This is a genomic window from Streptomyces wedmorensis (assembly GCF_000716445.1).
GTDB classification, from domain to species: Bacteria; Actinomycetota; Actinomycetes; order Streptomycetales; family Streptomycetaceae; genus Streptomyces; species Streptomyces wedmorensis.
This window is the reverse complement of the sequence record NZ_JNWK01000025.1, coordinates 21,952-34,864: the sequence shown is the minus strand read 5'-3', so window position 1 is coordinate 34,864 and position 12,913 is coordinate 21,952. Positions and strand designations below refer to the sequence as shown.

The following is a 12,913-nucleotide window of genomic DNA, read 5'->3' as shown; positions in this document are numbered from 1 at the left end:
AAGCGGATCAGGCGTGCACCGGCTCCAGGTCCGGCGTCCGGACCAGATCGGACAGCCGCTCGGACCAGCTGCCCTTGTCCTGACCGAGGGCGACCTCGGCCAGTCGCAGGAGCTGGATGTCGGAGGTGCCCGCCGGGGCGAAGATGTGGTGCGCGTCCCGGAGGTAGCGCTCGATGGCGCGGTCCGTGAAGAGGCCGGCGGCCGCGTGGATCTCCATGGCGTTGCGGCCGGAGTCGATCGCCGACTCGACGTTGACGAGCTTGGCGTTCATCAGCTCGGTGTCGCAGGATCGGCCCTGGTCGAGCAGGTGCACGGCGTGGTACGCGGCCAGCCGGGCGGTCATCAGCCGGGACTGCATCTGGCCGAGCTTCAGCTTGACCGTCGGGAGGTCGTGCAGCGGCTTGCCGTAACGGATGCGCTCGGAGGCGAACCGGGTGGTCTCCTCCAGGATCGCCTGGTGGATGCCGAGCGAGACGGCGGTGAGGTTGGCCCTGCCGTACAGCACGCTGGAGGAGTACGCGACGGCGAGGCCGTCGCCCTCGTCCCCGAGCCGATTGCCTGCCGGGACCCGGCAGTTCTCGAAGATCAGCTCGCCGAAGCTGAAACCGTGGAGTCCCATCGCCGTCTGCTGCGGACCGGTCCTGAACCCTGGGCGATCGGATTCGACCAGGAAAGCGGTGAGCCCCTTCGATCCTGGACCGGTTCTGACCACGACGCCGTGCAGATCGCCCACGTGACTGTTGCCGACGAAGACCTTGCTGCCGTTCAGGATGTAGTCGTCGCCGTCCCGCACCGCGCTGGCGCTCATGCCGAGCACGTGACCGCCGGACTCGGGCTCGGTGACCGCGATGGTCGGCAGGCACTCACCGGCGGCGATGATCGGCAGCCAGGTCTTGCGCTGCTCGTCGCTGCCGAAGTGAACGATCTTCGCCGTCCCCAGCTGCGAGGCCTGCACCATGGCGCCCATGGCGCCGCTCACCCGCGAGAGCTCCTCGATGATGATCGTCTTGGCCAGGTGGCCGGCTCCCATGCCGCCGTACTCCTGGCTGATTGTCGCGCCCAGCCAGCCCTGCTCCGCGATGCGCCGGGACAGTTCGTGGTGGACCGTCCGGGTCGCCTCCATCTCGGCTATCCGTGGCCGAACCTCACGCTCTGCGAAGTCGCGGACCGTCTCCCTGAGCTGATGATGCAGGCGGCTGCTGAAATAGCTGTCCATCCGAGTCCCTCCCGCGAAGCTCCTGATCGGCAAGTCGACCGAGCAGGTGGTGCATCGGCAGTGGCCCCGTCCCGAACAGGCCGACCACTTCATGGTGTTGATCTTTCCGGGGTGGAGCAATATCGCCACGATTTTTGGCCGAAACCGGAATGGTTGACGTTTGTTTCCGACTGTGTTTCGCATGGTCTTGGCCTGCTCGGTCCGATCCCGGGTCCCTTCCCCGTGGGCAGGTTTCTGCCACATGCCAAAGGCAACGAAGTCCCGGGCATATGGCCCCGGCCTCCCCTGCCTCACCACATCAGCACCTTCATCACCAAAGAGGCGACATTCCGGATCCCCTCCGCCTTCCTTCCCGCCCAGGTGACGGGCCCCCGGACCCTCCCATTCCCCCCTCCCGTCCCCCGGCCAAGGGGCGCACGAGCGCACGCCCCGGCGCACCAGAGCGTCACACAGGGTGAGCACCCCCTCGCCCGCGTACCCCCGCCCACGCACGCCGAGAAAGCCGTTCGTGACCACCCGAGAAAGTGCGGTATTGTTCTCATGCGCGTTCGGCCAGGGGGAACCCCAGGTCAGACGGGCACCGGGACGTGGCGCAGCTTGGTAGCGCACTTGACTGGGGGTCAAGGGGTCGCAGGTTCAAATCCTGTCGTCCCGACTCGAAAGAGTCGCAGGTCAGAGGCCGTTTTGGAGCAATCCAAAACGGCCTCTTGATCGTTTTTGGGGACCAGTCGGGGACCAGTCCTAGCTGAGAAGGTTTGTGGCGCACCTTGACTCGGTCAAGGCGCGCCACATGTGCACTGGAGTTGCCTGGTCGTGTGGATGCCTGACCGGGTGCAATGAGGCCGGCAAGCCCAGGACCTACGGAGCGCAGGCGGTACGGCAGCTCACTTCCGTCCTTCCAAGCTCCGCCAGAAGCCTTCGATGTCCGTGCGAGTCCCGTCGTTAGCGAGGATCGTGCTGGCATTGGTCTTCAGGCGCAGGCGCAGCTTCCGTTCACCGCTTGCGGAGAAGGGCTCGACCAGGGCCAGGGACGCCTCGTTAAGAGCCTTGACGAACTTGCGCCACGAGGCGGCACCGTACGTCAGGGCCCAGGTCAGGCGTGTGTCCTCCGGCGTGTGGTCCTGTCGCAGCACGACGGCGTGCTCTGCCCTTCGGGACAAGCACCCGAGAAAATACAGGCTGGCCTGCGTCAGGGCAGACGGTTTGGGTTGGACTTCGGGATCCGCGTCGACCACTTGCACTCCATGCGCGCGCAGTGCCTCAAGAACCTCGTCACTGCGGTCTGCGAATGTGTCAGGCTTAAGGAGGAGCTGTGTCAGATACTTGTGCTGCACCCCACGGAGACCCGACAAGTCCGGCGAGACGAGTTCGGACCGTATGCGCTTGATCGGGGTGGACTGCATGGACAGCTGCCAACCCTTGCCGGATGGCAAGACCAACGAGTCGACTTCGCAGTCGATCAGTCGGCCGCCGGGGCAATCGATGGCGCTGAGGTCGAGCTCCTCGGAGAAGACCGCGCCGGCAATGGCGGTGTTGGGCATGCGGCCCGTGGCGCGGATGACGGCTGCCCACAGGGCCCCCAAGTTCGTGGAGGCCACCGTCGTGCCCTCCGCCTGATCCGCAGTCGTTCGCAGTTCGGCGAGGGCTGCGGCTGTGGTGGCCGGGCCGGCCGCGGCAACGATGCGAACGACGGTGGCCGACCGCCAGTGAGACTCCTTCAACATCCGCTCGAACTGACTGATCTGTCCCTCACGCAGGTAATGCCCGATGGCGCCAGCGAGGAACTGGTCGAAGAACAGTTCGTGTTGGAACTGAAACCGGCTGGACGAAGCGTCCCCCGAGACGCCGGTCAGGCCGCACAGCACTGGCAGTCGCTTCTGCAGTCCCTTCCGGGAGCTCAGCTCTGCGACTATGGCCTGCTCCGCAGCGTCCTCAAGGTCGCTCACGGCCGCTTCACGCTCCTCGTTGCCGGCCATGGTCTCCGCCACGAGTTCGAACACGCGATTCAGTTCATCTCGGTTGAGGAGCGCGGCATTTCCGTCCTCGGCAGCGAGCTTCCGCTCCTCTCGGGCCACGTACTGGCTAAGGAGTTGTTGCGTCAGTGAATTGTTCTGGAGGCTTGTCCGTGCATCGGGGCTGCGATGGATCTCGGCGAAGGCGCGGGCGAAGAACGGGAGCCCGAGCAGCTCGCGGTCTTGCCGCGACAAAGTCTCTATGGCTGAAGCCGGGACGCTGTAGTCCGCGAGGAAGGACGCAGTCTCCGCTTGGCGCCAGCGCTGTACCTCCGCGATGCGGTGCTGCACGAACGGCATTCCCTGATCCGTGGCTCGTTCCGCGCTGGCCCGGTACTGCCCCATGTAATACGAGGAACGCGCGGACACCACGACAACACCTCGGCCCCCGAGCTCGCTGAGCCAAGGACGCAGAGAACCGAGGGCGTCGCTGTAGCCGGCGCCTCCGAGTAGCTCGTCGAATCCGTCGATGAGCAGGATCATCAGACCGTTCCGGCAGAGTGCCTTGACCCCTCCGTCGGTGAGGTTGCGCGTGGCGGTGACAGCTCCGTTGACCACGGTCGTGAGGCTGTCCAGAACGTGCCCCGTTGAGCGGACGTAGAGGAACAGCGGAAGGTCGCAAGCGCCCTTCTCGAGCAGCTCCTGCTCGACCTGTCGTGCTCGTGACCGGGCGGCGTCGACCATGGCACGCGTCTTGCCGATCCCGGCCTCGCCGTTGATGAAGACCACCTGGGTCTGGCCTCGATTTGCCTGCAGGTCTTTGTCGACGGAGCCGACCAGGTCCGCGAAGGAGCACTCAGGCTGCTTGTGGCTGCCATCCATGTCGGACACGACGACGCGGGCCATCCGGGTGCTGTGCTGAGGCTGCGTCGGCCACCCCAGAGTCTCGCGCTCGTCCTGCGCCAGGCGAGTCTCCATCTGCTCCATGCGCTGGCGGAACCGGGTGGCTACGACATGCCAGTTGGCAAGGTCGCGGAGGTACTGAGAGTACGGGACCCAGCGGTCCGCGTCCTGCCATTCCCTTGCGTTATCGGGACCGAGCCGGAAGTAATCGCGGCGTGGCATGGTGCCGTCGGAGGTCGCCTTGTCCCAGTAGTATTCGAACCCGTGCTCGCGATCCGCGTACAAAGGTTCGGTGTCCTCTTCGGCAAAGCCCTTGAGGTCCCTGCCTGCGTCTTCGATGAAATCCCGCAGAGTCCGATCAGTCCGCAGCGGCTTCAGAAGAGGGTTGAGCGCCACGATGAGGAGTTCGTCAGAGGGAACCCGGATGGCATCTCGCGTGTCGAAGCACATGTAGCCTGGGCCCCCGCTCTTGGCGGATCGCGAGTACAGGTGCCAGGTGTCAGCTTGTGTCACATACATGAGCGGCCATAGCAGCACTTCTTCCCCGCCCCAGGCGAAGACTGGCCGCTGTTCGGCGCTGCTGGCGGCCTCGATGCGGAGGTCGGCACCGTCCAGGCACTCTGCAATGGCTTCGGCGATGCCGTGGACCAGGCTGTCGAGGGTTGCTGATTCCGCATGGCCGGTCGGCAGCGGACCGCCGTGACTGATGTGGTCCCGGAGGCGCTTGACATTGCGGAACTCTGGAGGCGCGCTGGGATCCCCGCGATCGAAGAGATCGAGGGAACGGAACACCGCACGCGCCACCAGCGCCTGAGGCGATCCCGGGCAGTCTTTGAGCTTACGGCCGTTTGCGCGGAGCAGTGAGATCCATTCTCCGAGGCCCGGCGATCGGCCGATTTTGGGCGCTTGGGAGCCTGTGGCACGGATGGCCGCGGTTGAGAGCAGGGTAAGAAAGCGCATCTCGAAATCGAGGACGGCGAAGCCTTCGTGGACGCTTCTCGGTCTCCCCTCTGGGACGGAGGGATACGCCGATAGCAGAGTCTGGAAGATTGACCTGGGCGTCCAACTCACCACTGACTCCATGGGGTTCGCTTGTACAGGGCTGTCGAACCCTACCGCCCGGGCGATTCCCGGAGTGGGGAGTGTCCTCCTCGGTGTGTCGATCACCCAACAGCGCGTACATGCAGTCCAGCAGCCCGCTCCGGCCAGTGTCCCGCTCCTCGTAAACCTGGATGCCGCCTTCCGCGAGCTCGGTGTGGTGCTTCCCGGCAAGGTGGACGGGACCTTCGACGACGTTCGTGGCTTTCACGCGTCGGTCGTCCACAACCAGCGGCGCTATCTCGCCGACGAGATCCCCGAGACGAAAAGCGTCTTGCGGAGCGGGCACGGGAGCGCGAGCGGCTGGGGGCGAAGCTCACCGCGACGATCAAGTCTCTGCGGGAAGGTGGGGCCCTTGACGGCCTGACGGGGCTGCAACAAGTCCTCACTCAGAAGCAGGCGGCCCTCGAAGCGCTCCGGAAGCAGCACGAGACCGCGCAGGTCCTGGAGTCCACGGGGTGGGAGATTGCGGTCCGGCGCGCCGAGCCTCAGGAGGGGCCTGCCCTTGCCTTGAGGTCTTGGAAGGAGCGGAGCGGCTCCCTATGCGGGACGATGGGCTCCCTGTGCTCCGATTCATAACCGTACCGGTGCTTCACGAGCCGACGTCCGCCGTCGAACGTGCGGACCACCACGATGTCCTCATCGTCGCTGCACAGTGGACACATGGCCAACGCCATGGCAACCCCCCGCTTCGTCGGTGCTTGTGCCCCACTGAGCTCCCGCCAACTTTAAGTCGCAGGTCAAAGGGCTAGTGTGATCGGCTCTCGTGGTGCTCGTGCTGGTCGCGGGCGGAAGTCTGCGGACAAGATCGTCCGTCAGCGGTCGACTTCGAGGTTCGTCAGGACGAGCAGAGCACGCAGGAGTTGGGTGGCGTGGGCGGGATCGGTACGGAGTTTGGTGAGGATCCGCCAGTTCTTGAGGTGGGCGAAGCCGTGCTCGACCGGTGCGCGTCCGACGGCGAGGACGCGGTTGGCTTCCTTCTGACCGGCGGTGAGTTTGTGGGTGCGGCTGGCGGTGTAGCCGGTGACGATCACGGGGTCGCGGATGTCGTTGTCCAGGCCGCGGAAGGTAGAAGCCCATTGATGGGGTTTTCCGGAAAAGGGTGCGATCGAGTGGCATTGTTCACGAGCCGGTTCTGGCACAACTTCCGTGCTGAGTGACGCCCCGTTACGGCTGAACATCGAAGAGAGCAATGGAAGGGGGTGGCGGGGCAAGCACTGCGCGAAGGCGCGTCAGTATGGCTCGCCACTGCTTCCAGTCCTCCGGGTCGACCCAGTTTGAGGCTGGCCCATCCTCGTCGCCGACGATGCGGGCGAGGGCTTCGTCGGCGAGTGCCCGAAGGTCGGAAGGGAACAGGGGCATTGGTGTTTCCGGACCGTAGGACATGTCGACGGGCTCGCCTCCTGGGCATTGCGCCGCGATCAAGGCGGCGGCGGCCACCGCCTCTTCTGCTTCCGTGAGATAGCCGGTTGCATCGATCGTCCGGATGAGGACGCCTCGGATCAGGGCTTCGCGCGCCTCGGGCTCGGCTTCGTCGAGGGCGTTGGCGAAGTCCGCGGCTGTGTCGTTGTCGAAGGGACCGGTATCCCAGGTGCCCATGCTGATCTCCTTGCGTATGGTCGCCCGGATCCTCGCATGAGGCGCTGACAACACGACTACGGGGCGAGCAGGACCCGTTTGCGAAGCAGGTCAAAGCCTGCGCGGCCGAACATCTGGCGCTTGAGCATCTTGATCCGGTTTACGTGACCTTCGACGACTCCGGAGTTCCAGGGCAGCGTCAGACCGGCGATGACGGCGTCGCGGTCTCGGTCGATGCCGGCCGCGAGAGTGTGGAGGCTGGGCAGGTCGTCCTGGCGGACGGCGTCGAGCCACTGCGGGAGCCGCTCGCCCTGGCGCTCGGTGAGCATCTGGGCGAAGGACCGAACGTGACCGGTCAGGGCATCGAGTTCAGGGCAGTTGGCCAGGACGGCTTTGAGCCGGAGCTGTTCGGTCTCGGTCAGCGTCTCGGGACGGCTGAGAATCCATCTCGTCACCACGCGGGGTGCCGGCGGTTGCGCCGTGACCGGTCGTGGCGAGGTCCGTTTCTCTCGCAGGTAGGCGCTGACCCGGCCGTAGCTGCCGCGATAGCCCAAGGGAACGATCTCTTCCCAGAGCTTCCAGGCGTTGGTGCAGCCCTCGTCCCAGCGTTCGTCCAGGTAGGGCTTGTACTCGTCAAGGACGGAGGTTCGGTTGTGCTGCCACTGGCCGCGAAAGAGGTCTTCCGGCTTCGCAGCGTCAGCGAGGCTCTTGACGGTGCGGTGGGTCATCTGGAGCTGGCGCCCGATGGAGCGTCGGCTGTGGCCGGCTTCCAGCAGCGCGTGGACCGTGGCGTGCCGGGCTAGGACGCGGTTGGCGAACCGCTCGCTCCGCCAGGGAGAGTCCGTCTTCTCCTCGGGCGGCGCCGGTTCGTCGGCCTTCGCCTCGGGATCGGGGACCAGAACCCGAAGGCACTGGCGGTGGCGGGCCACCGCCCGCTCAGCGGCTTCCCCCAGGTTGTGCCATAAGTGCCAGCGGTCCGCGACCTGCGTCGCCTGGGGTGCCCCGGCGGTGGCGCCTTCCGCGAAGAACGGTGCGCGGTCCCGGCAGACGACCTCGATCCCGGGCCGCTGTGCGAGCCAGGCGGCCAGGCTTGATGCTTCTCGATCAGGCAGGAGATCAATCGGCCGGCGGGTCTCGACGTCCACCAGGACAGTGCCGTAGCGGCGGCCCTTGCGGGTGGCGTACTCATCAACGCCGACCACCCGAGGCGTCGGCACCTCCGGCTCGGGCAGCGCCTCGACCAGGCGCAGGACCGTGCTCCGGCTGATGGACATGCCGAGCATGGCAGCCAGGCGGGCGCCGGCTCGACCAGCCAGGGCGAGGCCGACTGTGGTCAGGATGGAACGCAGCCGTTCGGTGCGCTGGCCGTGCCTGCGGGTGAGACCGCATATCTGCTCCACGAACGTCTGACGTGGGCACTTGGAATTCCCGCACCGGAATCGCCGGACCCGCAGCCGGAGTACAACGCTACGTCCGGCGCTCGGGGCATCAGCGAGAAACCGCAGGTAGGAGCTGTGAACCCGGGTCGAGCCGACGCCGCATCCCGGGCAGGCGGCGCCGGCCGTGGTGCCCTGCGCGTCAAGGCGCACGTTCTCGATATTCACGTGCACCGACCGCACCGCGATGTCCGCGATCGCCGGGAACAACAGCGCCTTCAGCTGGAGTGCAACGTCTTCCATGGCCCGGACTGTCAGCCCAGCGGCACTGACCACCGTCCATTTTCGGGTGCCTTCGCATACCGTCCGGAGACGCTCAGCCGTCACTCACCGTGGCCACTGCACGAAAGCTGAGCCAGAACCCACGAGCTGACAGCACCTGTACACGGGTTTGGGCAGCACTCGAAGCTCTGCAGACGTCGAGCAATTCATGGCTTCGGGCAGCACGGGTCCCTGCCAAGAGTCTGGCAGGGGCCCGTGGTGTAGGGAGCCGAGGGGGGGCTGGGACCCGTCCCTAGATGAGCAGCATCCTGGCCAACACGGCTACCGTCTGCTGGTGGCCTGACGGCCCGGCGTCACTTCAGGTGTCGGGTGAAGAACTGGGCCGCGGCGTCCCCCGCGAACTGCGGGACGCCGGTGTGCCCGCCCATATTGGCGTGCAGCGTCTTCTCCTTGGAGCCGAAGGCGTCGAACAGGTCCAGGGCCGCCTGCCGGTCGTTCCCTTCGTCGTCCCACTGCAGCAGGACGTGCAGAGGGATGGTGACCTGGCGGGCCTCCTCGAACATGGCGCGAGGGACGAAACTCCCGGCGAACAGAACAGCGGCCGAGATACGCGGCTCGACCACCGCCAGCCGGGTCCCGATGGAGATCACTCCCCCCGAGTACCCGACCGGGCCGCCGATCTCGGGCAGCGACAGGAGGGCGTCCAGGGCGACCTGCCATTCCGGGACCGCCTTGTCGACCAGGGGGAGGATAAGGGCGTCGATGATCTCGTCGCTGACCGGCTCGCCGGCCTCCATAGCCCGGCGCAGGTCGGCGACGGCCTGCTCGGCTGCGGGCAAACGGGGCCGGTCGCCGCTTCCGGGGAGCTCGATGGTGGCCGTGGCGAAGCCGTCCGCCGCGGAGTGCCGGGCCCGGGCCAGCAGCCGGGGGTACATCTTGCGCAGCCCGAGAGGAGGGGGGCTGAGCAGGATCAGCGGCGCCGGTGCGGATGTGGATGCAGATCCGGGCGTCCACAGGATGCCGGGGATCTCGCCGAGGGTGAATTCGCGCTCAAGGACAGCGTCGTCGAGACGCTGTTCAGAAGTGAATTGCATGGTCATGCCTTTCGGGAGTGCCATGGAACGGCGCTCCCGGACGACCTACCGCCCGACCGTGACCCTGGAGGGGAGCACCCATGTCGATACGTTCACGGGTACCACCTCCTCACTCTCTTGCACGGCCTCCGGAAACGTAGCAGTGGCTGCCGTGGTTCCGCCAACGGGTTTTTGAGGAGGCTCTGCGGCCGAACACCACGGCGTCGGAGTCACGCCTGTCACTGGTCGGAAAGCGCACGTCCGCCACCGATTTCGAGCACCGAAAAACCGGCAACCAACCGCTGACGGACGATCTACTGCGCAGACAGCCGCCCATGACCAGCGTGAGCACCCTGAGCGCCGATCACACCAGCCCTTTGACCTGCTACTTCAAGTTGGCGGGGGCTCACTCTGAGCCAATGCACTCACCGGCCAAGAGCTGCATTCTCGCATTCAGACAGGGCAGGCGGGGTGCGGTCTCCGGCACGCCGGCGGATCTCGACTTCACAGGCCTGGAGGGCAACTCCGCGCCGCAACGCCTGGTGTCCGGTTCGTGCAACGAGGTGGCAACGCACGGCGCGTGGGCTTCGGAGGACACCTTGGTGGTGAAGCCGAAACCGACGCAGTACCCGGCACCGATCAGTCGGTCAGCCGGCACACCCTGTCGTCATCCGTCACCTCGTAGACGTCGATGCGCAGGAGCTGTCGGACGTGGGCCGGGACGCGTGCGGCGGCCTTGAGGGAGGAGGACGGCACGACGAGGGCGTAGCGCGTGTGCGGGTCCTGGCTCGTCATGCGGCGCAGCAGTTGGCCATAGGCGATGTCGGCGTCGATGCCTTTCTCGCTGGTGCGGCCCTTGGCCTCGCAGATCAGCCGTTCCCAGCCGCGTACGGCTTCCAGGTCGGTCCACCGGTCCGTGGGATCGACGGGTGTCCAGCCTTCGGCCAGCAGCCAGGTGCGGAAGGTGTCGGTAACCCAGTCCTCGTCACTGGCGCGGGCCAGGATCTTCTTCAGTGCCGCCAGGTCGGCCGCTTCGTTGCGGCGCAGTCGTCCGCGGCCGTCCGCATCCAGGTCGGCGGGGCGGATGAGGACCAGGCGCAGCCCGTGCGCGGGGATCTGCTCATCGCGCCGGGCGTCGTACAGGGCGCGCTGCTCGCCGCGGTGGACACCGCTGACGGTGAGGCGGTTCGGCTTGTCAAAGTGAGGCATCGGCTGGTCGTGCTGCAGTTCGCGGTACTCGACCACCAGCTGATGGCCCGGCCAGAAGGCGTCGACCGGCAGTTGGACTCGTCGGCCGCCTGATCCGGGATCCCCGAGCAGCCAGTCGAACCTGTGCTGCGGCAGGGCGTTCTCCCCGAGGATCCGCTCGCACAACCCAACGACATACGCCTCATCGCTGCCATCTCTCGTTGCCATGACCGGGCATCCTGCCACCCCCTCCATGGACCAGCAGCACCGGGCTGGCGAACCCAGAGCCTCGCCGCGCAGAAGGCCGGCAACGACAAACAGGCCGTCGGCTTGGCGGTCAACGCTCTGGAGGGCGTGGTGAAGATTGCGTCCGAGCCCCTTTCCCCTGGTGCCGTCTGTGACGGCGGGCAGGCCTGAGGGTCAGGTGGCGCCCCTTGGGGACCAGTTGGGGACCAGCGCCCACGTCGATGGGCGCACAGCATGTACGGATGTGCACGCTGCGCGCCCTCAAAGTCTGCCTTATGTCGTGATTTTTCCTCCGACCCATCGATCTGGGGGTCAAGGGGGCGCAGGTTCAAATCCTGTCGTCCCGACTCGAAAGAGTCGCAGGTCAGGGGCCGTTTCAGAGCAATCTGAAACGGCCCCTGACTCGTTTTGGGGACCAGTCGGGGGTCAGCGCATGAGGCCTGTCGGAACTGGACGAGGCGGGCGGTGCCCATGGTCGGCCATGTTCTCCTGTTACCGTCGGCGACCCGCAGCCCGTGCGTGTCGTACACGCCCGGCTCGGGGACGACCACCGCGTCGACGGCGCGGGTCGAGACGGGGTGGTAGAACGGCTGGTCGATCCGCCGCGCCCAGGCGAGGAAGTCGGCCCAGGAACATGTAGAGCGGCTCGCGACAGCGACTACGCGGCGGGGCGTGTCCAGCGCTTGATGATGTGAGGCTGGGAGTACGGGGCCGGCCAGGCCTGCAGTCGGATCTCCTCGGTGTCCTCCGGCTCGTCCTCGTCATCGGGGTCGGGGAAAGCGGCGGCAGCGAGGTTCCGTCGAGAAGCGCGGATGCGGGTCCAGCCGGTGGGCATGTCGAAGCGTGCCGCATCGGGGAGGTGGTCGGTGCAGCTCAGCACGACCAGCCGTCCCGAGGCCAGATTGAGGCTTGCTTCGACGACATGATCGAAGTCGTCGCGGTCGTCGTCCGGCTGCTGCGCGAGGACGTGGACGCTGACTGCCACGGTCATGTTGACGTCGGTGCCGATGGCCAGGGCATCTTCAGTGACGCCGAGCCCGTCCCGGACGGCTTGTTCGGTCCACACGTCGCTCAGGTCGCCCTCGGACTCGTCGTCCAGGAGGTGGATCTGGAAGTAGTCCGCAAAGAGCTCAAGGTCTGTCACCACGAGGCCATCATCGTTGCTGCTCAGGGAGGGCAGAGCGGCGGGGCGGGGGAGTGTCAGTAGGCAGTGCGATGCTGACGCCGACAACTCCGCTCACGGTGATCAATGGGGGGCCGATGTTTGGTGAACGATCAGGGTCCGACTTGTCCTCGGTCGGCTTCGACTCTGCTTGGTGTGCCACCGACCTGGGTGAATACCGCCCCTGCCGCTACACCTATGAGTACTACCCCTACGAGAGCCTGCCGCCTCTCGACTCCACCGAGTTCACGGGCGCCTTTCAATGGCTCGGTGGTACTGGCGGACCTGTTCCCGAACAGGTCACAGTGCTCAATCGCTTGGCGGAGAGCCTGGCGGCCAAGGGCTTGACGCTGCCTCGGGACTTCGTCACCTTCCAGGCTGACTCGAAGCTGCACTGCTCGCTTGATGAGGTCTCGGTGACGTGCTGCTGGACCGATATCTCAGAGCCCCTGCCCAGTCCGGTCGAGCCTGGTGCCTTCCTTGTGCGATTCCTGCGGGATCAGCAGGACTGCGTCATCTGGTACCTCTACCTCCGTCCGTCGGGTGAGGCCTTCGTGGTGCACTCCTATCTCGACTACGAATACGAGTACGAGGCGCGGCGCGACGGGGAAGAGACGGAGACCGATCTCGACGATCCGGAGGAGCAAAGGGCCGCAATCCTCTGGTGTGCATCTTCCTTCGAGGAGTTCGCCCATCGGTTCTGGATCGAGAACCGTCTCTGGCATGCCCTCAACGGCAATGATTTGTCCGGACTCGAGCCTCAGGTGCGTGACTACTTGCGCCACTACGCGCCGCCTGGGATATCCGCATGATCGTGCACTGAACGAGACCATGTGCGG

General features: G+C 66.1%; 10 protein-coding genes and 1 tRNA gene. 3 read left to right on the top strand and 8 right to left on the bottom strand.

Features of this window, described 5'->3' with window-relative positions; translation table 11 throughout:
* Positions 1–7: 7 nt before the first annotated feature.
* Positions 8–1,216: an acyl-CoA dehydrogenase family protein gene (locus OO54_RS20735; protein ID WP_033205083.1), complete on the bottom strand. Its 1,209-nt coding sequence runs from the start codon at positions 1,214–1,216 to the stop codon at positions 8–10.
* Positions 1,217–1,797: 581 nt separating this feature from the next.
* On the opposite strand from OO54_RS20735, the gene OO54_RS20730 reads away from it, so the two are divergent.
* Positions 1,798–1,871, top strand: a tRNA-Pro gene (locus OO54_RS20730).
* A gap of 229 nt (positions 1,872–2,100) precedes the next feature.
* On the opposite strand, the gene OO54_RS20725 is transcribed toward OO54_RS20730, so the two are convergent.
* Entirely contained in the window at positions 2,101–5,031 is a 2,931-nt protein-coding gene (locus tag OO54_RS20725; protein WP_157856497.1) for an NACHT domain-containing protein, read from the bottom strand.
* On the opposite strand from OO54_RS20725, the gene OO54_RS45900 reads away from it, so the two are divergent.
* Positions 4,997–5,536, top strand: a complete 540-nt coding sequence (locus OO54_RS45900; protein WP_157856496.1) for a hypothetical protein — start codon at positions 4,997–4,999, stop codon at positions 5,534–5,536. The two genes, OO54_RS20725 and OO54_RS45900, sit on opposite strands and share 35 nt — an antisense overlap.
* A gap of 448 nt (positions 5,537–5,984) precedes the next feature.
* Here OO54_RS45900 and OO54_RS20710 read toward each other — a convergent pair whose 3' ends face one another.
* The 6 genes from OO54_RS20710 to OO54_RS20685 all read right to left on the bottom strand — a co-directional run bounded on the left by OO54_RS20710 (position 5,985) and on the right by OO54_RS20685 (position 12,059).
* Entirely contained in the window at positions 5,985–6,203 is a 219-nt protein-coding gene (locus tag OO54_RS20710) for a transposase family protein (protein ID WP_033205078.1), read from the bottom strand.
* Between the two features lie 133 nt (positions 6,204–6,336).
* Positions 6,337–6,768 (bottom strand): DUF4259 domain-containing protein, encoded by a 432-nt coding sequence (locus OO54_RS20705; RefSeq protein ID WP_033205077.1) that lies wholly within the window; start codon positions 6,766–6,768, stop codon positions 6,337–6,339.
* Positions 6,769–6,824: 56 nt separating this feature from the next.
* Positions 6,825–8,426 carry an ISL3 family transposase gene (locus OO54_RS20700; RefSeq protein ID WP_033205075.1) on the bottom strand — a complete coding sequence of 534 codons (1,602 nt, stop codon included), beginning with the start codon at positions 8,424–8,426 and terminating at the stop codon, positions 6,825–6,827.
* A gap of 332 nt (positions 8,427–8,758) precedes the next feature.
* The gene (locus OO54_RS20695) at positions 8,759–9,499 is read right to left on the bottom strand and encodes a dienelactone hydrolase family protein (protein ID WP_033205147.1); all 741 of its coding nucleotides are present in this window, start codon (positions 9,497–9,499) and stop codon (positions 8,759–8,761) included.
* Between the two features lie 618 nt (positions 9,500–10,117).
* Complete coding sequence (locus OO54_RS20690; protein ID WP_033205074.1) at positions 10,118–10,894, bottom strand: hypothetical protein; 777 nt, start codon at positions 10,892–10,894, stop codon at positions 10,118–10,120.
* 676 nt (positions 10,895–11,570) lie between these two features.
* Complete coding sequence (locus OO54_RS20685; RefSeq protein WP_200146637.1) at positions 11,571–12,059, bottom strand: hypothetical protein; 489 nt, start codon at positions 12,057–12,059, stop codon at positions 11,571–11,573.
* 68 nt (positions 12,060–12,127) lie between these two features.
* On the opposite strand from OO54_RS20685, the gene OO54_RS20680 reads away from it, so the two are divergent.
* A complete protein-coding gene (locus OO54_RS20680; protein WP_234439344.1) occupies positions 12,128–12,886 on the top strand; it encodes a hypothetical protein in 759 nt (252 codons plus the stop codon).
* The last annotated feature ends 27 nt before the right edge of the window (positions 12,887–12,913 follow it).